The following is a 19,065-nucleotide window of genomic DNA, read 5'->3' on the forward strand; positions in this document are numbered from 1 at the left end:
GGACGTCAAGCGGTGAATCCGAATCGGTTAGGGCTCCGTGATTCCGGATCGGGCGATCACCGGCACACTGAACTCCGCCGCGTTGTCGTCGAGAATCAGCGGCGTAGCCGGTGGATCGACCTCGAGTGACCGAATGGCCACGCCGTCCCACGCCCAGTTGCTAATCGACTCGATACCGATGTACCTAGCGATCACGGACCCTCCCGCGGCGGCCTTCCAGTGGAATTCGGTCGCGTTGTCGCTCCACGCATCGAGGGCGTTCCATTCCTTGCCATCGGTGGACACTGCGACCCGTCCCATGCGCGGCCGAAAGTTTCCTGCGCGATCACCGAACCAGAGGTCCACCGACGTGATCAGCGATCGCGATCCCCGGTCGACGATAATCAGCGTGCCGCCGAAGATCCTGTTCTTGGTCAGGAAGTAGGTATCGAGCGATCCATCGAGAATGTCCTCCATCGGGTGTCCCGGCTCGGCTTCGATACCCTGTTTCAGGCTCACCGACTGCGGCCTGCTCATCCGCACCGAGCCGTGTATTTCGAGATTGCCGATCACCAGGTCCGGAATGCGGACGGTGACGGTGGTCATGAGCGTCCGTTCGACGGTGTTGTTGCCGACCTGGACGGTGCCGCGCAGATAGAACACCGTCGTACCGGTGACGTTCGGAACCGTCCACGTGGTCTTGTTTGTGACATCGACCTCGGCGACGTCGTACAGCAACTTCACCGACGAGGCGCCCTGCGCGACCCAGGACAACCGCACCGAATCACCGTTGTCGATGATCGGCTGCTCGGCGGTGAAGTTGTCGAGAACGAAGTCCGGCGGGAACTTGCCGATATTCATCGTGGCGAGCCCGGTCTCCCAGGGATCGTCGAAACCCGCTTCTCGCCACTCCATTTCGATACGCACCGGGGCACTGCCGACCTGGGTGTTGATCCGGGCGTCCATCAGCTGGATCGAGACGCCCTCCTCGCGGCCGATGACGCCGGCGCCCGACGACGGTGTGAAGGTGATCGTCTTCGCGGCAGCGTCGGTGCGTGGCGTCCAGTCCTCGAGGCTGATCTGCGGCGCGATGCTGTTGATGTCGGACGTGAGGTCGGGTGAGTTGTTTCCGGTCGGCACCGTGATGGTGATCTTGCGGCATTCGATGCCCAGTCCGCTGCGTCGACTGCCGACCAGAACGATATCGGCGCGCTGCGGGTCACCGCCGGACGGCGAGACACGCACCGGGTCCGGATCGGTGGTCAACTCGAAATACAGTGGCGCACTGCTGGTGACCTGCTCGGTCTCGGTGACGAGGTACTCCCGGACAATCGTCATTACCGTGCTCCTCGCTCGTTGCTGGTACGGCTGTATTGGGCGGCGTCTTCGAGAACCAGGAAACCGGAACGAATTTCGGGATCGACGCCGACAGGCAGCGAGGCCGGGTCGGGGACAACGATCGGGAACTCCGACCACTCCGCGCCCACGGCCTCGGTCCACGACCACGTGCCGGTGGCGGTGGTGGGCTGGGGGAGCGTGACCGCGCCGGTTTCGGTGCGGGCGATGAGCAGCGGGCCCGCGCGGAAGTTCACCGCCATGGCGGCCAGCGCGGCGTCGGTGAAGCGTTGCGGCACAACGACCGAGGACACCGGGAGGATGTCGGTGGTGGCGTGGACGGCGGCGCGGGGGTCGAGCAGCAGGGTGACGGTGGCGCTGCTGTCGCCTTCGAACGCCAGCTTCAGACGCTCGCCGACATCGATGGGCCGCAGATATCCGCCCGAGTCGTCCGGATTGTCCAGTACCGTTTCGAAATGCTCGTAGTCCTCGTCGATTACGCAGCCGATGAGCCCGTCGTCGGTTTGCATCGCCTCGCCTAGGCGGACATTCCACCGGTAGGAGGGCATGTGCGGCGCGGGGGGATTCACCACCCGCGGCCAGGTGACGTCGGTGCGGACCGGCCCGCACAACTCCAGGTCGAGCCGGGCGCGCACCAGGGCCAGCGGACGGCCGAGCAGGAAGCCGAGACTGTAGTCCTCCGGCCCGTCGGGGTCGATGGACACGAGGGTTCGGTCGATGAGATCGCGCACGGCGTCGAGGACGTCGGGGCCCTTCTGCACGATCACCGACAGGTACCGGTGGACATGCGGGTATTCCGCTGCCACATCGTCGAATTCGGCGACCGGTGAGCCGGGGAGAGCGGTCCAGGCGACGATCTGCTGGCCGGACGCCGACAGCACCCGCCGCAGATCGCCGAGCGCGTTGCCGTCCGGGTCGTACACGGCCAACGACCGATCCAGCCGATTGTGTATCAGCCACGCGCACACCGGATTCGCGCCGGGAGTGAGTTCGGCGTCGTCGTCGGACCGTGCGGACAGGAAGTCGAAGCGCAGCCGAGCGGGTTGCAGCAGCCGGGGCCCGAGTTCCACATAGCGGTCGACTTGGGTATCACCGACGGCGTACTTCGGCGTCATGGAATCGGGCTTGCACAGCTGATCGAAATGCAACGGATTGTCGATGAGGTTGATAGCGCGGCCGAATCGGTCCACCACCGACAGCCGGATGAACAGCAGCTGCCCGGACCGCAATTCCTGGAAGTCGGACTCCGGCCAGTCGTCCCATTCGAAGACCGGCCGCGCGCCGCCGTCCGGCGATGCTCCGGCACCGGTGCCGATCAATCCGGCGATGTCGCCGGTGGGGGCCCGGTTGACCATCGAAAGACGTTGCCCGACGGCGGTGCTCAGCCCGTCCAGCCGCTGCGACAACTGGTCCAGGTCGGTCAGTTGTTCGTGCATGGCGGCGAGCACGTCGGCGCGCAGGTCGGTGCGGCCGTTGGCGTAGCTGTCGAGCTGTCCGTCCTGGTCGTACCCGCTGGTGGGCATGAGGACCTGGCGGCCGCTGACGGTGATGGCGGGCTTCAGGTGGCCCTCGCCCTCCCAGCGGTAGTAGTTCCCGTCGAAGGAAAAGCGTTCCTGGCCGGCTTCGACGAACGGGATGGCGGTGTACTCGACCTCCCACTGCAGATACAGCGGCTGCCACGGCTGCTCCCACGGAGCGGTGCCGTACTCCGGCAATGTCCCGGTCGGATCATCGAGGCTCGCACCGGTTTTGCGGGCTTGATCGATGACGAAGAATTCGGTGACCAGCTTCGCCATCGGCCCCGGCAGGTCGGTGACATTCACCTTCGCGACCTCGGCGGCAACCGTGTCGGCGGTGATGGCGCCGATCTTGGTGACGACTCGTTCCTCGACCCGGCACGGCAGGTCGGAGTCGCGGGTCAGCGGGGCGCTCAGGTTCGCGCCCTGCATCATCAGCACCGGGTCCGCGTGCTGTTCGAACGGAGCCAGGGGCACACGTTGCAGCTCGAGGCCGGTACGCAGACCGTGTTCGGCGGCGTAGGCGCGGGCCTTGGCGGCCAGCGCGTCGGCCTTGGTGTCCCACGGTATCTCGTCCCGCAGCGCCGCGACCTCGTTCGACAGCTGCGCCACCCGCCAGGCCGCCGAGTTCTCTCGCGTCGGATCGAGTTGCCTGAGGATGCCCGGCGCATAATCCTCCGGTGGTTCCGGGTCGCACGACAGCGCCCACAGAACGTAGAGCCGCTGCTGCGCGCCCGCGAGTTCGCGTTCGAGGGTGTCGAGATCGCGTTGGCGGCCATTCAAATCGGCGGTGACCTCGGCGGCGAGCCGCTGTTCGGCGGCGAGTTCGGCGACCGACAGCGCGGCTCGCGCGTCCTCGCCGCCGCGGTCGACGGTGCGCCACACGAACCCGCCCGGCACCGGCCCGAATCCGGAATCGTGGGCGGCGCGTTCGGGGAACAGCTCGCCGTCGGCACGATCGTATTCGTCGAGCACACCGAGCGCGAACGCGCGGTAGAGCTGAGCATCTTTCTCGCTCAACGCATTCGAACCACCCGACTGCTCCTGGAGTTCGCCCGCGGCCTCGCCCGCGCTGTTGCCGATCGCCACCGCGATCTCATTGGCGTGCGGGCTCGCCGACGGGTACACGCCGCCGTTGGGTCGCCAGTCGACGCCGATCGCGCTGCCGGTGTAGACCGAGCGCCGCGGCTCACCGAAGGTCGCGGCCAGCTGCCACTCCAGCCGCGACATCAGGTCGGCGAACCGCTCGTCGGCATGGTCGCCGGCCACCAGGATGTCGCTTTTCGGTTCCGAATACCAGCCTGCGACAAAGTAGCTCAGCCGGTCGTCGTTGTCGGGATGGAGGTCGTCGAGTGTGTCGTGGATGGAGAAGACGTTTTTGTTGTACGGCTGGAACACCGAGAACGTCAGGAGCCCGGGCCCGATCGCGGTGAGGAACTGCTCGCCCCCCGGCTCCTGCCACGGGCTGCCGGTGGTGAGCTCGACCAGTCGGCCGATCTTGGTGGCGGTCGCGGTGTCGGTGGTGGGGTCGAGATACGACACCGCCCCCTCACGGGAGTCGAGGTAGTCGCTGTGCACGATCCACGCGCGCACACCGCCGTTGGAGCGGCGCACCACCAGCCAGCGATTGGGCACCAGCGGGAAGTCGCCGACCTCGCCGGTCTCCTCGTCCTGCAGGCCCTCGCTGAGTGCCTCCGGCAACTGCCAGTGCAAGTACACGCCGAGACGAGACGGGTCGCCCGTCCACTGCTCGGGCCCGGCGAACGGCGCGGGCTCCGGGGCGGCGTTGTCGTTGACGAACGGGACGAAGTTCGAGGTCCAGCGCTGGATGACATAGCTGCCGTCGGCGTCGCGGGTCCGGGCGTTCACCGCGAACGCCGCCACCTCGACCGGCACGATCAGAGTGTCGTTGGGCATGAGAATCCCTCCGGATAGCGTCGATCAGGAGCGGGCGAAGGTCTGCAGTTGCGGCGCCTTGAACATCTGCAGTGCGAACTGAGCGGGGGACAGAGTCGGCAACTCGTGGGCGGCGGCCAGCGCGGGCACCAGCGCGCCCTCGACGTCGAGCACGTCGTGGGAGGGCCGCAGGAATTTACCGAACCCGGGAGGGTCGGGGAACTCCTCGATGTACTCGCCGACGACGCCGCTGAGTTTGCGCAGGTCGATGGTGTGGAGATCGCCGATGCCGAAGTGGATGCCCTGCGGCGCTTCGGCGATGGTGAAGGTGTCGAGGGTGTCCGGGTACAGCAGCATGAGCACGTTGCTGCCGAACATCGCGCGGTGCAGTGGCTCCAGTTCCGTCTCACCGTGAAAGGCGGTGTAGCGGGTACGCGGCCAGTTCGGCACCAGCAGCGAACGGATCAGCACCCCGCAGGCGGGTGGATCCGGTACTGCGGCGGCCAGCTCGTTGAGGTCCTCGTCCAGCGCGTGACCGACCCCGACACTCAGCGCGCCGTCGACCGCGGCCCGCACCCATCCCGGATCGACGTAGAAGAACCGGATGCTCTCCGGCGGAAGCATTCTCGGGTCGGGGACGAGGTGATCGAAGGGCACCATCTGCAGTGCCGCGAGCCGGTTCAGCCACTCCTGCACCGGATCCAGTTGCTCGCGGACAGCCGACCGCAGCACCGCCCTGGTGTGGGTGTCGGACACCGTGACGCGTAGCGCGTCCGCCGACAGCGCCGACAGCGCGCCGTTGCCCCGTACCGCCGCGGCGGCGGGGCGGCGCGGCGCGGTGGCCAGCTCGGCCCCGCTGCGCGCCAGTGCCAACGGCAGCCTCGACTCGAGTAGGTGATCGAAGGCGGTGCGCACCCGGCTCTCGTGCAACGCCGCTCCCGCCTCGCTCACCGCGCGTCCCGCGATCAGCTCCGGATGCGCGGCCGCCCGGCGCGCGGCCCGCCTGGCCGCTTTGCGGAATTCCAGCAGCCGATTCCGGAACGGGGCGTCGGCCAAGGCCACTGTGCGGCCGAGGCTGAAGGCGCTGGCGTAGCCGGAGTCGAAGACACCGGACTGCTTCAGGTAGATCAGCGCCTCACCGCCGGAATCGAGCCTGGGTTCACGCGGGGGAGGAAGTGGCTGCGCGGGCGTGGCGGTGAACGGTCCGCGATAGAAGGCGATGGTGCGTTCCCCCGATTCCAGGCGCTGCGGGAGCACCGTCGCGCCACCCTGAATCCGTTGCCGCGCATCGGCATCCAGTTCACCGGGCGGCACCGGCAGGCACAGCTGGAGATCGGGTTCCGCCGCCAGGTTCGCCACCAGGTCACCGAACCCGATGCCGTTGTCGTCGAGGGTTTCGAATGTCCACGTGTGCAGCGACACCATCCGCAGGCCCTCCGACGGCGCCGCCGTGTCCCGCAGGTATGGCTCGAATCCTTCCACCGTGACCAGATGCGCTACGTGCCGTGCGGCGGTCGCGGCGGGGAAGCGATTGGCGACGACGACCGCGTTGCACTCGTCGAGATTCGGTTCCGGGTCGGCGCCGCGCACGTGGTCGGCGTCCGGCCGCCCACCCTCCCTCAGGTGGGCGAGCAGCGCCGCCTCCGCGAAGGTCGGGCGGAGCTTCGTGAACAGATCCGCCGGGATGTGGATGCTGCGGCAGGCCATTTCGGCTTCGCCGTCGAGCAGGCTGTCGGTGTCGATGGCGGGCGGTTTACCCGGTCCGGCCTGCCCGCGGAGCAGTTGGGCGACAGTGGAGACGGTGACCTCACCGATCGCATGGGGGTCGTCCGGAAGTTCGCCTTCCCGGAACACCAGCAGGAACATCCACGGGCTGCCGTCGTCCTCCCCTGCGGGCAGCATCGCCCACGGCAGGCCGGGGGTGTCGAGCGTGATGTGTGGCAGGAGCTGGCTGTATTTCCCGACACCGCCCGGCACCGGGTAGCAGGCCTGCACCTCGGAGTCGCCGAGCGCGAAACGCTGGGTGCGCACGTCGAATCGCTGGTCGCGGGCCGGCAGCGGGGCGACGGTGTCGATCTTCTGCTCAACGGCGAGGGCATAGCGGCCCGCGTAGAGCGACGGGATCCGGTGGTCGAGGAATCGTGTGCGGTGCGTGGTGGTTGGCATGTCGATCCCCTCTTGTCTCAGCCGACGAGCATCGGTTCGGCCGTGAAGGCCGTCTGGCAGGCGCGGGCGTAGGCGGACAGGTCGCTGTCGACCTCACCCAGGTCGAAGCCGAGTGCGGCCAGCTGTCCGGCCAAGCGGCGGCGAGCATCGGCCTGCGCCGAGGCGGCGACCGTGCTCGCGATGGTGGCGATGACGTTCCCCGGCCGCTGCGGCACGGCCCCGACCGGGCCCGCCGCGGGGTCGAGTGGCTGACTGCCGTCGGGCGCGACGGTATCGAAGTCGAGCGCCTCCTCGTCGATGAATCCGGTGGACGTGCCGTATCGCGGTGCGGGCGAGGTGAATTGGACGCCGAGCAACTGGTTCTTCACCAGGTGGTCGTCTCCGGCGGGCAGGTCGCCAGTGCTGCCGGAACCCCACAGTTCGGCCGACACCGTCGCCATCCGGCGGCTGCGGGTCCACTGCCCGAGGTCGAGGTCCGTATCGCCCCGCGTCAACTTCACCCGCTGGGTACTGGTGACACCGCGCCATGTGGTCGGCCGCAGGTCGACGGGACTGCCGTCCTCGACAGCGGTACTCGACGTGCCGAGGTACACCTTGGTGAGCGGCACGGTGGTGTCGGTGTCGAAGGTGAATCCGTTGGCCGACACCTCCCACGAGCCGTCTCCGCCGGTCTCGCGGTTCTTGTCCATGAGCAGCCCGGCCTGCGGCAGGACGCGTACGTTGTTGCCCGCGGGCGGCAGCATGGCGGAGAACCCGGCCCAGTCCAGATCGTTGCTCGCCCCGGCGCGTCCGTTGCCGAAATTGATGGTGAACGAGATGAACCACAGCTTCACCTTGGCCCGGCCGCCGGTGGGCGGTCCCCAAACCGTCAGTCCGACACCGACTTCCACGGTGATGGTGATCCTGACGAAGATGATCTTCACCGAGGCGGACACACCCATCGACACCCGGATGCCGACGTCGAAGTAGAAGGGGTTCCATTGGACGAGGGCGTCCATCTTCGCGTCACACCAGGCGCGGACCGGACCCGCGTGGAAACGCACGGCGAGCTGCCCGCCCGCCATCGCGGCGCCCGGGGTGAACGCCAGGTACGCCTTGCCGGAGATAGTGACCGCGCCGGTCAGATCCCAGTCGAAACCGACCCGCGGCACCGACGGATACCGCTGCGGGGCACGGTAATTCTTGTGGTATCCACCCACGGTGTAGACGAAGTCGCCCGCGTGCGGACTCGGCCCGAACCAGGTGCGGAAGGCCACGCCGCCGTGCAACCGGCAGTTCGGGTCGAGGACGAACGAGTTCGGGGCGAGCGCCATGGCGAAGCCCATCTCGCCCTCGCCGGGTTTGAGCACCGCTTGCAGATTCGCCGCTACACGGGCCAGTTTCCGGCCGCCCCCCTTGGGGAATTCCGCGGCCGCGGTGCCGAGCAGGGCGACGGTGAACTCGTCACCGACCTGCACGATCGCCATCGCGCGGCCTGAGACGAATTCGGCGAGGGTGAAGCCGAGCCCGGCCGCCACCCAGAGCTCGTTCTCCCTGGGCGAGATCCACGGGTTGTCGCCGCCTATCAGGGTGCGCAGCACCGAGACGGGCTTACCGGACCCCGCGCCGATCGAACCCGGATCGGCCAGCGCCTTGACGAACGGGAAGTTCGCGACCTGCGCGACCTCGGGTACGCGGATGTGGCTGTTCCATCCGAACCCCACCGACACGCCGGTCAGTCGCAGCGCGGGGATGCCGATGCCGGGATTGCCGCCGATGCCGGCGTAGCCGAAGAAGGAGGGCTCGGCGGCACCGGACTCCGGGACCACGTACGCGCCCATACCGGTGCCGTAGATACCCGACTTCCCACCCTTGAACGAGAACATCAGCACGCCGCCGATGACCGTCTTGTATGGGGATTCCGCCTGCGTCACACCGAGTTCGCCGACGATGTGCAGGGGGTTGCAGTCCAGGGCGAGACTCGCGACGGCGCCGTCCTCGCTGAGCGTCAGCCCGAACCGGCCGTTGCCCCGCTCGGACGACGACCTGGTACCTGCCAGCAGAGCGAAGCCGTCGCTGGTCGCCACCGCGCGCACCGGGCGGTACGGCGAACCGGTGCGCCGGACGTGGGTCGAGGCCGAGGGCATCGGTCGGCCCAACCCGTCCAGCCGCGAGGGATCCGTCGGCGTCTCGGGACGCGGGGTGTCCAGGCGTACCAGGAAGCGGCATGGCTGGGGACCTGGCCTCGGGAGCAGCAACCAGGCCCCTGGCGGCAGCTCGTCGGCGAACGGGTCGGGTAGTAGGGCGCGCGAAAGACCTTCGTCTTCCAGAACTGCCAGCTCGGCCAGCCGGGCGGCAGGCAGCGATCTGTCGGTGCAGATCACCTGCCAGCCGTCGGCGCTCGCGGTGAACATGCGCTCACCGTTCTCCCGGAGCACGACCGCCACGCCCGTGCCGGTCGCCCGCACCGTCGTGCCCGCATGCTCGTCGAGACGCAGCGTGAGGGTGTCGGACGGGCCGCACGGCAGGTCGGGTAGCTCGAACCCGGCGCACCGGGCCAGCAGTTGCGCCGACGCTCCCACCCCGGGGAGCTGGACATCGAGCGCGATGTCCGCGCCGTCGTGCGCGCGGCTCAGCCGTGCAGAAGCGGGTTGGTCGGCGTAGGACACCCGCGCGATCCCGTCACCTGTCTCGATTCCCGCCGAGAATTGCAGAGCGCCGTCGGGAAACAGCGCGCGCAATCCGTCGCCGAAGCCGAACGAATCGATCGGAATTTCGACCGATTCCCCGTTCGATTCGTCGAGAAGTTTATGGAGCCACTGGATTCGGACCGTCACGAATACCCCTCCTCCTCCGACGCCCACCCGCGGCCCGAGTGGACTGCTCGCGTTCAGCGTAGGGCTGATCATCTGAGGTTGGTGACGATTCGCAATTGCCGCTGCGCACCAAGCGGTTTCGTGAGCTATTCCGTCTTTCGTGCAATGGTCACACGGAAGCCGAATATATGGGAAAAACCATCGCTGAATGGGCGCCGAAAAATAGCGAATTGCGCAGCGGGTGCGCAACGCGCCGATGACCGCTGATGACACGTCTACGGCTGCCGGATGCATTCTCGAAAATCGGCGTCGAAAGCGGGTCCTGCGGCCGAAGCAGGTGGAGAGTCGCCAGCCTAGGAGCGGGCACGTGATCCGCGCCGTGGCTGGGACAGGTCAACCTCGGACACACCCTACGGCCGGCCCGATTCGCCGGAACGCTGGCGCAGGTCGGCCGCCGCGCTGTCCAGCAGATCGCACACCTGAGCGTCGTCGACCGGGGTGAAGTCCCCGTACCACCTGGCGATCGACGTGACCACTTCCGCGCCCTCCAGGCAGACGACCTGGTCGACCCGCCCGCCGAGCGCACGGATCGCCGAGGCCGCGCCGACGGGCGCGGCGAGCGCGACGCGGGCCGCTCCCGCCGCGCGCACCACCTCGACGGCCGCGCGGGCCGTGACACCGGTCGCGATGCCGTCGTCGACGATTACCGCTGTCCGGCCGTGCAGCGCGAGTCCGGACGCGCCGCCCCGGTAGCGAATGGCGCTGCGGGCCAGGTCTGCTCGCTGTTCCGCCTCCAGCTCGGCCCGGCCCGTTTCGGAGACGAACGCGCGCGCCAGAATCTTGTCGTCGATCACCCCGACCCCGCCCTCGCCGACCGCGCCGAACGCCAGGTCCGGCCGATAGGGCACCCGCAACCTGCGCACCATCGCCACCGTGAGCGGCGCGCGCAACGCGCCCGCCACCTCGTAAGCGACCGGAACGCCACCGCGGGGCACCCCGAGCACCACCGTGTCGGCGTCGCGAAAGTGGGCCAACCGCAGGGCGAGTCGCCGACCCGCCGCCCGGCGATCACGGAAGGGCATGCTGGGCCTCCGGACTCGGACTTCGGAAAGCACCGAAGTCTACGCCCGGCCGAAACCCCTGCGGCGGGTGGGAGACTCGAGCTTCCGTTCAGATTCCGGCGACGTCGGTCAGCTGCCCGATGCCGTAGGTGACCAGCATGGCCAGCGCGCCGCCGAGCACCACCCGCAGCATGGCGCGGACGGGATCGCTGCCGCCGAGCCTGGCGCTGATCGAGCCGGTGAGCGCCAGCGCCAGCAGCACCGCGGCGACGGTCACCGGGATGCGTGCGGTGACCGGCGGCAGCAGGATCGCCACCAGCGGCAGCAGCGCGCCGAGGGTGAACGCGATCGCCGAGGAGAACGCGGCCTGCCACGGATTGGTGAGTGCGCGCGGGTTCAGGCCGAGTTCGGCCTCGGCGTGCGCGGTGAAGGCGTCGTGCGCGGTGAGCTCCTCGGCGACCTTGCGCGCGGTGTCGGGGGAGAGTCCCTTGGCGCGATAGATGGCGGTGAGCTCCGTGAGCTCGTAGTCCGGCTCGTCGGCGAGCTCCCGGCGTTCCTTGGCGAGCAGCGCGCGCTCGGAATCCCGCTGGGTGCTGACCGACACGTACTCACCGACCGCCATCGACAGCGCACCGGCCGAGAGACCCGCGATGCCCGCGGTGAAGATCGCGCTCGTGGTGGTGGTCGCCGCGGCGACGCCGACCACGAGCCCGGCCGTCGACACGATGCCGTCGTTCGCGCCGAGCACGCCGGCGCGCAACCAGTTCAGCCTGGTCGCGAATCCGCCCCCGTGCGGCTCGTGCGGATGAGAACCGCTGATCGTCGAGTCCTCCATGCCCCGCACCCTAATGGACGCTGCCGGACGAAGTCCGTCGAAAACCTACGCATGGCCGGTGCGAAAGCGGAGGTACGCCTAAACGGCGGTGGTGACCTTCGTGCGGAGGCGATCGGCCAAGCGGACCGCGAGCGCGACGATCGTTAGCGTCGGATTGGCATGGCCCGTGGTGGGAAACACCGAGCTGCCCGCGACGAACAGGTTGTCCATTCCGTGCACCAGGCAGTCGGCGTCGACGACGCCGTCGCGCGGGGCGGCGGACATCCGGGTGGTGCCGGTCGGGTGCGCCCAGTCGGTGAGGGTCGGCGGCAGCGTGCTGTCCGGTGTGGCCCAGTCGAACAGGGTCGGTCCGGCGAATCCCAGCCTGGCGAATTCCTGGACCGCCAGCGCGGCGGCGCGGCGCACGGTGGCGTCCTCCTGGGCGTGCACCCGCCAGTCCACCCGCGCCGCCGGCATCCCGAGCCGGTCGGCGCGATCGGTCAGGGTGACACGGCTGTCTCGGTTCGGGGCCTGTTCGACCATGCAGCGCAACTCGATTCGGTCCAGCTTGTGCGGCAGCCCGGTGTGCTGGAGGAGTCGCCGTCGCGCGCCCGCGAGCAGCAGTCCGGAATTGGCCAGCGCGACTTTCGCGTCGTGCCGGTCGCCGCGCCCGCGCAGCAGTTGCTTCACCGAGTCCCACGGATCGTCCGCGGCGGGCACCTCCTGTAACCACAGTGCGCAGTTCAACAGACCCTCGTCGGCCTGGATCTCAGGGGCGAGGGCCACGCCGTGCACGAAAGTGTGGCGGCCGTGCGGCGTCTTCACCACGTACTTGCCGAAGCGGTGCGTGATCGCCTCGGCCGCAGCCGGTTCCAGCGCGCCGACCGCCCCGCAGCGGTGGTCCATCAGATAGCGCCCGACCTGGTCGTTCCGGTTGCCGAGCCCCTCGGGCCGCGCCCGGCGCGAGGCGAGCAGCAGGCGGGGATTGCCGATGCCGCCGGTCGCGAGCACCACCGCGCGGACACGGACGGTGCGCGGTCGTGGGTCGGCTCCCGCCACTTGCAGCGTCTGCACGTGCGTGCCGTCCGGATCGGTGTCGAGATGGGTGACGGTCGCGCCGACGATCACCAGAACATTGGGCGCGGTGAGGCTTTCGATGTGCGCGCCGAAGCGCTTGCAGTCGAACGGGTCGGCGGGGTCGCGGCTGATCTGCCAGAAGTAGGGGCGGAACCGCCGCGGGTCGAGCGCGTCGGCCGGGCGTGTTCGTCCGGCCAGTTCCCAGAAGCCGTCGTCGGTGAAGCCGCTGCCGTGTCCGATGCCGATGTGGCAGGCGGCGCGGGGCAGGTAGGGCTCCAGGTCGGCGGGGCCGATCGGCCATCCGGAGCCGGGAACCCAAGGGCGGTCACGGAAGTCGAGTTCGTCGAGCAGCGCGCAGCGCCCGCTCCACGAGTGCGAATTGCCGCCGAGGATCCGGTCGCCCGCGATCCGGTTCGGCTGCGCCCGGCGCGCGCCGACGTTGTCGTAGTCGTCGAGCGCGTTGGTCGTGTCCGAGGATTCGCGCCCGCCGCTCTCCAGGACCAGCACGCGCAGTGCGGAATTCGCCAACTCGGCCGCGATCGTCAGTCCGGCGGGGCCCGAGCCCACCACGCACACGTCGGCGGTCAGTTCCTCGTCCCGGACCGCTGCCAATTCTTCGATCCGCACGGTCGCCCTCCCGCAAGCCAGAAACCCCGCCCGGCGGGCCGTCGGCCGGTCCGCACGTCACGTTCACTGTACGAGGCGCGCGCCGATCACACGCCGAAAACCGTTGGCGTCAACGAAGTTCGGTGTGGTTTCCGGAACGGACGCGGCGGGCACGCCGGATGGGCACGGGGTGCGGGATCAGCTTGCGGTGTGCGAACTGCATACCGCCGAGCAGCGCGAGCGCGAGAAGTGCCGTGACATAGTCGCCGAGAGCGAGTGAGAGCACCGCGAAGCCTCCGAGTAGCGGTAGTTCCAACAGGGCGCACCAGCCGAGAATCCGTAGTCGAGTGGCATTGGCGTCCAGCCAGCGCACGCCGTCGTCGATGATCTCGCCCGCCGTGACCGAACAGATCATGCCGTCGCCCACCTGAACGAAGCGATGCACTGCGTCGTCGCGGGTGAGTTCGCCCAGCCAGGCCAGGTCGATGAGCCGCTTGCCCTCTTCGGCGACTTCTCGGACTGTGTCCATGCGACCCCTTCCGAGTCGATATTCGGCCGAATTCTATGTCGACGGAACCCGGCTTCCTAGAGGTGATTCCCGCCGCCTGACCTTGTCCGCGCCGCGCCGGGCCGACCCGAGTACCCACCGGCGGATTCCGTCGAATGTCCTGCGGCGCGTACGCCCACGTGCTGCCCGCGGAGCCGGCGAGCTGCGGGTGATGAGCGCGTGGCCGAGGGCGTTTCGGCCTCTTCGCGCGCGTAGCACGGGGTGGACCGGTGCGGACGTACGGCACGGTTCCTGGCATGCTGACCGGCATGATCACACTGCGGTACTCAGGGGCACGCCTGCTGGCGGGGATTTCGGCGGGCGTCATGCTGCTCGCCGGTTGCGGCGGGAACGACGAGGCAGCGACGAGTTCGGCCGCGCCAACCACCCCGCGTGACCAGCTACTGCTGTCGGAGTCCGAATTCCCGGCCAATACCAAGAAAGTGGACCTGCCCAAGGACCGCCTGGAGACCGCCGCCGCCGATCTGGCAGGCACGCAACAGAATTCCACCATCACCCCGGCGGACTGCGCGGGCACCCAGGAGGATCTGGGAACCGCGACCAAGAACCTGCTCTCGGACGCGGCGGTCGCGGGCGCGACCGACGACAAGGCCGGGCTGATGTTCGTGGAGTTCGTCGCGGGCCGCACCGCCGATCTGGCGCAGATCACCGCGGGAAACAAGAAGTGCGGTGAGGTGAGCGCGACCTCGACCGTGGAGGGCAAGCAGATCACCTCGGTGGTCAAGGTGGAGAACCTCGACGCTCCTGCGGAGCTGAAGGGCGCCGAGGCCATCGTCTACCGCTCGGTCAGCACCTCGACCGTCGGCACCGGCAAGCCGCTCACCTCCACCGCCTACCAGGGCATGGCCGTGCTGCGCGGCACCACAGTCGTCGTGCGCGTCGCCGCGCTGAAGGACTCGCTGGACGAGGCCGCGTTCGAGAAGTTCTTCGTGGACGCGGTGGAGAAGGTGCGCAAGGCCTCGTAGTCAGCGTTCCGCGCGGCCCGCGTTCAGCGTTCCGAACGACGCAGTGCGGTGGGCGTGCGTCCCCACCAGCGACGGGAGGATCGGGTGAAGGTCGCCTGTTCGGCGAAGCCGAGGAGCGAGGCGACCTGGCTCAGCGGCATGTCGGTGGTGGTGAGGTAGCGGTGGGCCTCCTCGCGGCGCACGTCGTCGAGCAGCGCGGCGAAGGTGGCGCCCTCGGCGGCCAGCCTGCGCTGTAGCGTGCGCGGATGCGTTCTCAAAATTCTTGCTACCACGGCGATTTCGGGTGGGGTCGTGCCGAGCAGCTGGCGAAGCGCGGCACGCACCCGTGGCGCGATCGAGGTGCCGATCCCCGCGGTCTGCTCGGCGAGGAAGGCCATGGCCAGCCGGTGCAGATTCTGGTCGCCGCCGGAGAGCGGGCGGTCGGCCAGACCGCACGGCATCCGCAGGATGGCCGCGGACCGGCCCACCCGCACCGGTGCGCCGAAGAATTCCTCATAGGCGCGCAGCGGGGCGGGCGGGTGGTACGGCAGTTCCACCGACCGCAGTCCGTAGCGTTCGCCGACCAGCCGTTGGATGGTGCGGTGCAGGAAGCCGAGGCCGAGATCGGTGCCTTGGACCGGGGCGGGCACGTCCGGCGGTCCGTCGTACCGCAGGGCGATCACGCCGGGGTCGCCGTACGGGTCGGCGGTCAGGCCGAGGCTGAGCGAGCGGGCGTGCACGAACAGGTAGCGCGAGGAGCAGGCGAGCGCGTCGGCCAGGGTGGGGGAGTTGCGGATCGCCAACGCCAGCGGGCCGAGCATGGCCAGGTCCTGGCGGTAGGCGATGCGCAGTCCGAGGTCGGGGCAGTCGAGGCGGTGGGCGGCCAGCTCCAGCGCCGCCGCCATGGCATGGTCGGGGACGAGCAGATCGTCGGCGTCCAGCGCGGCCGTGGGCAGGCCCACCGCGGTCACGTATTCCTCGGCGTCGCCGCCCAGCTCTGCCACCGTGGCGCGGAAGCCGCGCAAGCCTGCGGATCGGATGACGGACATGTCGTCCAGAGTCAAATACTTGTCGCCCGAAGTCAAGAATGCCGCCGGTCGGATCCGCACACTGGAACCCATGACCGCAGTAGCACCGGAGGACAGTGATGTCCGGAACCATGATGTCCGGGACCACCTCGACGTCGTGATCGTCGGGGCGGGCCTGTCCGGCATCGGCGCCGCGTACCGGCTCCAGACCGAATGCCCCGGCAAGAGCTACGCCGTGCTGGAGGCCCGCGACGCACTCGGCGGCACCTGGGACCTGTTCCGCTACCCGGGCATTCGCTCGGACTCGGACATGTTCACCCTCGGCTACCCCTTCCAGCCGTGGCGCGACGCGAAGGCGATCGCCGACGGATCCTCGATCCTGCGCTACCTCGAGGAGACGGCGGCCGAGCACGGCATCGACCGGCACATCCGCTTTCGCACCAAGGTGCTCTCGGCCGACTGGTCCAGCGCCGAGTGCCGGTGGACGCTGACTCTCGCCGAGCGCGACGCGGCGGGCCGCACCGTCGAGCGCACGCTCACCTGCGACTTCCTCTACACCTGCGCGGGCTACTACGACTACGATCGCGGCCACGCGCCGGAATTCGCCGGCGCGGACACCTTCTCCGGGCGGATCGTGCACCCCCAGTTCTGGCCGGAGGACCTCGACTACGCGGGCAAGCGAGTCGCGGTGATCGGCAGCGGCGCCACGGCGGTCACGCTGGTGCCGTCGATGGCCGATCAGGCCGAGCTGGTGACGATGGTGCAGCGCAGCCCGACCTGGATCAGCCCCGTCCCCGGCCGGGACAAGCAGGCCGACGCGATCCGCCGTCTGTTGCCGCCGCGCCTGGCGCACCGGGTGATCCGCGCCAAGAAGATCCTGTTCGGCATCGGGTTCTACCAGTACTGCCGCCGTTTTCCCGGCTCAGCGCGCAAGCTGCTCACCGGCCTGACCACGCGGATCATGAAGGACGAGCAGGCCGTCGCCGAGCACTTCACGCCCAGCTACGACCCGTGGGACCAGCGGTTGTGCGCGGTGCCGGACGCCGACTTCTTCAAGGCGATGAAGAAGGGCAAGGCGCAGATCGTCACCGATCACATCGACCGCTTCGTGCCCGAGGGCATCCGGCTGAAGTCAGGGCGGGTGGTGGAGGCCGACATCATCGTCACGGCCACCGGGTTGCGGCTGCTCGCGTTCGGCGGCATCACTCCGCATGTCGACGGCATCCCGGTCCAGCTGTCCGAGCAGTTCGTCTGGCAGGGCGCGATGCTCACCGGCGTGCCCAACTTCGCGGTCTGCGTCGGCTACACCAACGCCTCGTGGACGTTGCGCGCCGACCTCACCTCCCGGCTGGTCTGCAAGGTGCTGCGGCACATGGACGCCAACGGCTACGCGGCCGTCGTCCCGGAACCGGACGGCGAGCTCACCGAGCACCCGCTGCTCGATCTGGCCTCCGGATACGTCCAACGCTCCATCGGCGACTTCCCGCGCCAGGGCGGGCGTCACCCGTGGAAGGTCCGCCAGAACTATTTGCTGGATTCGGCCACGACGCTGCGCACCAACCTGCACAAGACGCTCAAGCCGACGCCGCGCGCGGACCTCCGCGCTCCGGTCTCCGCTGTGGCGCGCTGATCGCGAATCCTCACCCGAAACGGGTGAGGTATTCCGCGGGCGCACCGGCTGGGATGGACATTCAGGTTTCTCCTTCGCGGAAGGGAATGCAGATGACCACACCGACACCGGAAACCCAGCACCCGGTTCGCCAGGGCATCGCGGCGGGCACCTCCATCGGCGCCGCGATCCTGCTGCTGACCGTTGGTGTACTGCAGATCTTCGAAGGCATTTCGGCCATCATCGACGACGAACTGTTCGTCGTGGGGCCCGAGTACGTGTACCAGTTCGACATCTCCACCTGGGGCTGGATCCATCTCGTGCTCGGCATCCTCCTGGTGATCTGCTCGATCGGGCTCATGACGGGAAGCACCTGGGGCAGGGTCGCGGCCATCGCCATCGCGGCGCTCGCGATCATCGCCAATTTCCTCTCGCTGCCCTACTACCCGTACTGGTCGATCCTGATCATCGCCCTGAGCATCGTGGTGATCTGGGCGGTGTCGACTTGGAAGCCGACCGACGAATACTGAGGGCGGCTCGGTCGCTACGGTGGGCCGATGGCCGAGACGATCGCCGTCGCCCGCGCCCAGTGGCTCGGTCACCGCTGGCGCCGCCACGGCCTGAACGGGCGAACGAACGGCGGGGCGCTGGACGACCTGCTGCTGCTCGGACTCCAGGATGGGCGATTCGGCGGCGCCGCGTACTCGCTGCGTCAGCGCACCGAGCGGATCGGCTCCACACCGCTCGGCCGGGCGATCGATCCGGCCGGGCCGTTGGTGAGCTGGTGGTCGATGCGCGGCGCCCCGCACGCGCACCGGCTGGCCCAGCTGGACGTCGTGCGCGACGCGCTGGCGCCGCAGGTCTCGGACGAGGGCGGCGCGGCGCAGGCCGACGCCGTCGCCGAGGTCGCCGCGGCGCTGCGCGCTGTCGTCACCCGACCGATGCCGAAGGCCGAGGTCAGCGCGGCGGTGACCGCGCGGGTCTCACCCGCGCTGGTGCGCTGGTGCGAGCGCTGCGCAGCGGAGCATGTGCCGGACGGGCTGTTCCGCGCAGCCGGATGTCAGGCGCAGATCGTGCTCGGGCCGGAGGTGAACCGGGCGACGGTGCTGTATCCGACCCCGGATCATCCCGCCGTCGGCGTGCGACAGCCGCGCCTGGCGCTGTTGCGAGCCTTCTTCCGGGTGAACGGGCCGACCACCCGTCCGCTGTTCCGCGATTGGCTCGGCGCCGCCGCCGACGAGCCGTGGCGCGCGGTGGCGGGCACGCTGGTGCGAGTGCGGGTGGACGATCGACGATACGACCTGCCCGAATCGCTGCTGGACGAGGTGCGCGGCGCACCGCCGCCGGAGGGTGTGCTGCTGGTTCCGCCCGGCGATCCCTATCTGCGCCAAGCGGATCGGTCGCTGCTCGTCCCCGACCGCGCGAGGCGGGGACAGGTGTGGCGGGCGCTGTCCGCGCCGGGCGCGGTGCTCGTCGACGGTGAGGTGGCGGGTGTCTGGCGGTACCGCCGTGATCGGCACCGGATGGCGGTGAGCCTGTTCGCGGCGCTTCCGAGCGGACGCCGCGATGAGATGGAGCGGAATGCGCAGTGGCTGACCGGAGACGACCGGTTGCGCTTCGGCTTCGATGAAGTCGGCTAGCACGGGAGG

At 69.1% G+C, this 19,065-nt stretch carries 13 protein-coding genes; 4 read left to right on the top strand and 9 right to left on the bottom strand.

The features are described 5' to 3' along the window. Window positions 1-27: 27 nt before the first annotated feature. The 8 genes from ACRWNM_RS00440 to ACRWNM_RS00475 all read right to left on the bottom strand — a co-directional run bounded on the left by ACRWNM_RS00440 (window position 28) and on the right by ACRWNM_RS00475 (window position 13,796). Complete coding sequence (locus tag ACRWNM_RS00440; protein ID WP_431962252.1) at window positions 28-1,317, bottom strand: discoidin domain-containing protein; 1,290 nt, start codon at window positions 1,315-1,317, stop codon at window positions 28-30. After that, window positions 1,317-4,769 carry a hypothetical protein gene (locus ACRWNM_RS00445; RefSeq protein ID WP_431962254.1) on the bottom strand — a complete coding sequence of 1,151 codons (3,453 nt, stop codon included), beginning with the start codon at window positions 4,767-4,769 and terminating at the stop codon, window positions 1,317-1,319. The genes ACRWNM_RS00440 and ACRWNM_RS00445 overlap by 1 nt, the downstream gene beginning before the upstream one ends. A gap of 24 nt (window positions 4,770-4,793) precedes the next feature. Further along, window positions 4,794-6,914 carry a hypothetical protein gene (locus tag ACRWNM_RS00450; protein WP_431962256.1) on the bottom strand — a complete coding sequence of 707 codons (2,121 nt, stop codon included), beginning with the start codon at window positions 6,912-6,914 and terminating at the stop codon, window positions 4,794-4,796. A 17-nt stretch (window positions 6,915-6,931) separates the two neighbouring features. Further along, the gene (locus ACRWNM_RS00455; RefSeq protein ID WP_431962258.1) at window positions 6,932-9,730 is read right to left on the bottom strand and encodes a DUF6603 domain-containing protein; all 2,799 of its coding nucleotides are present in this window, start codon (window positions 9,728-9,730) and stop codon (window positions 6,932-6,934) included. A gap of 389 nt (window positions 9,731-10,119) precedes the next feature. After that, window positions 10,120-10,791 carry a phosphoribosyltransferase gene (locus ACRWNM_RS00460; protein ID WP_431962260.1) on the bottom strand — a complete coding sequence of 224 codons (672 nt, stop codon included), beginning with the start codon at window positions 10,789-10,791 and terminating at the stop codon, window positions 10,120-10,122. Window positions 10,792-10,879: 88 nt separating this feature from the next. Continuing rightward, a complete protein-coding gene (locus ACRWNM_RS00465) occupies window positions 10,880-11,605 on the bottom strand; it encodes a VIT1/CCC1 transporter family protein (RefSeq protein ID WP_431962262.1) in 726 nt (241 codons plus the stop codon). A gap of 78 nt (window positions 11,606-11,683) precedes the next feature. Further along, on the bottom strand, window positions 11,684-13,288 hold the full coding sequence (locus ACRWNM_RS00470) for a GMC oxidoreductase (RefSeq protein ID WP_431962264.1): 1,605 nt from the start codon (window positions 13,286-13,288) through the stop codon (window positions 11,684-11,686). Between the two features lie 109 nt (window positions 13,289-13,397). Next, window positions 13,398-13,796, bottom strand: a complete 399-nt coding sequence (locus tag ACRWNM_RS00475; RefSeq protein ID WP_431962266.1) for a hypothetical protein — start codon at window positions 13,794-13,796, stop codon at window positions 13,398-13,400. Window positions 13,797-14,083: 287 nt separating this feature from the next. Between ACRWNM_RS00475 and ACRWNM_RS00480 the strand changes: the two genes are divergently transcribed. Continuing rightward, window positions 14,084-14,800 carry a hypothetical protein gene (locus tag ACRWNM_RS00480; protein WP_431962268.1) on the top strand — a complete coding sequence of 239 codons (717 nt, stop codon included), beginning with the start codon at window positions 14,084-14,086 and terminating at the stop codon, window positions 14,798-14,800. 23 nt (window positions 14,801-14,823) lie between these two features. Here ACRWNM_RS00480 and ACRWNM_RS00485 read toward each other — a convergent pair whose 3' ends face one another. Further along, entirely contained in the window at window positions 14,824-15,828 is a 1,005-nt protein-coding gene (locus tag ACRWNM_RS00485; protein WP_431962270.1) for an AraC family transcriptional regulator, read from the bottom strand. Between the two features lie 70 nt (window positions 15,829-15,898). Here ACRWNM_RS00485 and ACRWNM_RS00490 point away from each other — a divergent pair, with 70 nt between their 5' ends. The 3 genes from ACRWNM_RS00490 to ACRWNM_RS00500 all read left to right on the top strand — a co-directional run bounded on the left by ACRWNM_RS00490 (window position 15,899) and on the right by ACRWNM_RS00500 (window position 19,056). Next, window positions 15,899-17,437 (top strand): flavin-containing monooxygenase, encoded by a 1,539-nt coding sequence (locus ACRWNM_RS00490; protein WP_431962272.1) that lies wholly within the window; start codon window positions 15,899-15,901, stop codon window positions 17,435-17,437. An 86-nt stretch (window positions 17,438-17,523) separates the two neighbouring features. Further along, window positions 17,524-17,946 (top strand): DUF7144 family membrane protein, encoded by a 423-nt coding sequence (locus ACRWNM_RS00495; RefSeq protein ID WP_431962274.1) that lies wholly within the window; start codon window positions 17,524-17,526, stop codon window positions 17,944-17,946. Between the two features lie 27 nt (window positions 17,947-17,973). Continuing rightward, a complete protein-coding gene (locus ACRWNM_RS00500) occupies window positions 17,974-19,056 on the top strand; it encodes a DNA glycosylase AlkZ-like family protein (protein WP_431962276.1) in 1,083 nt (360 codons plus the stop codon). The last annotated feature ends 9 nt before the right edge of the window (window positions 19,057-19,065 follow it).

The sequence above is a fragment of the Nocardia sp. bgisy134 genome (genome assembly GCF_965341865.1).
In the GTDB taxonomy this organism is placed as follows: domain Bacteria; phylum Actinomycetota; class Actinomycetes; order Mycobacteriales; family Mycobacteriaceae; genus Nocardia.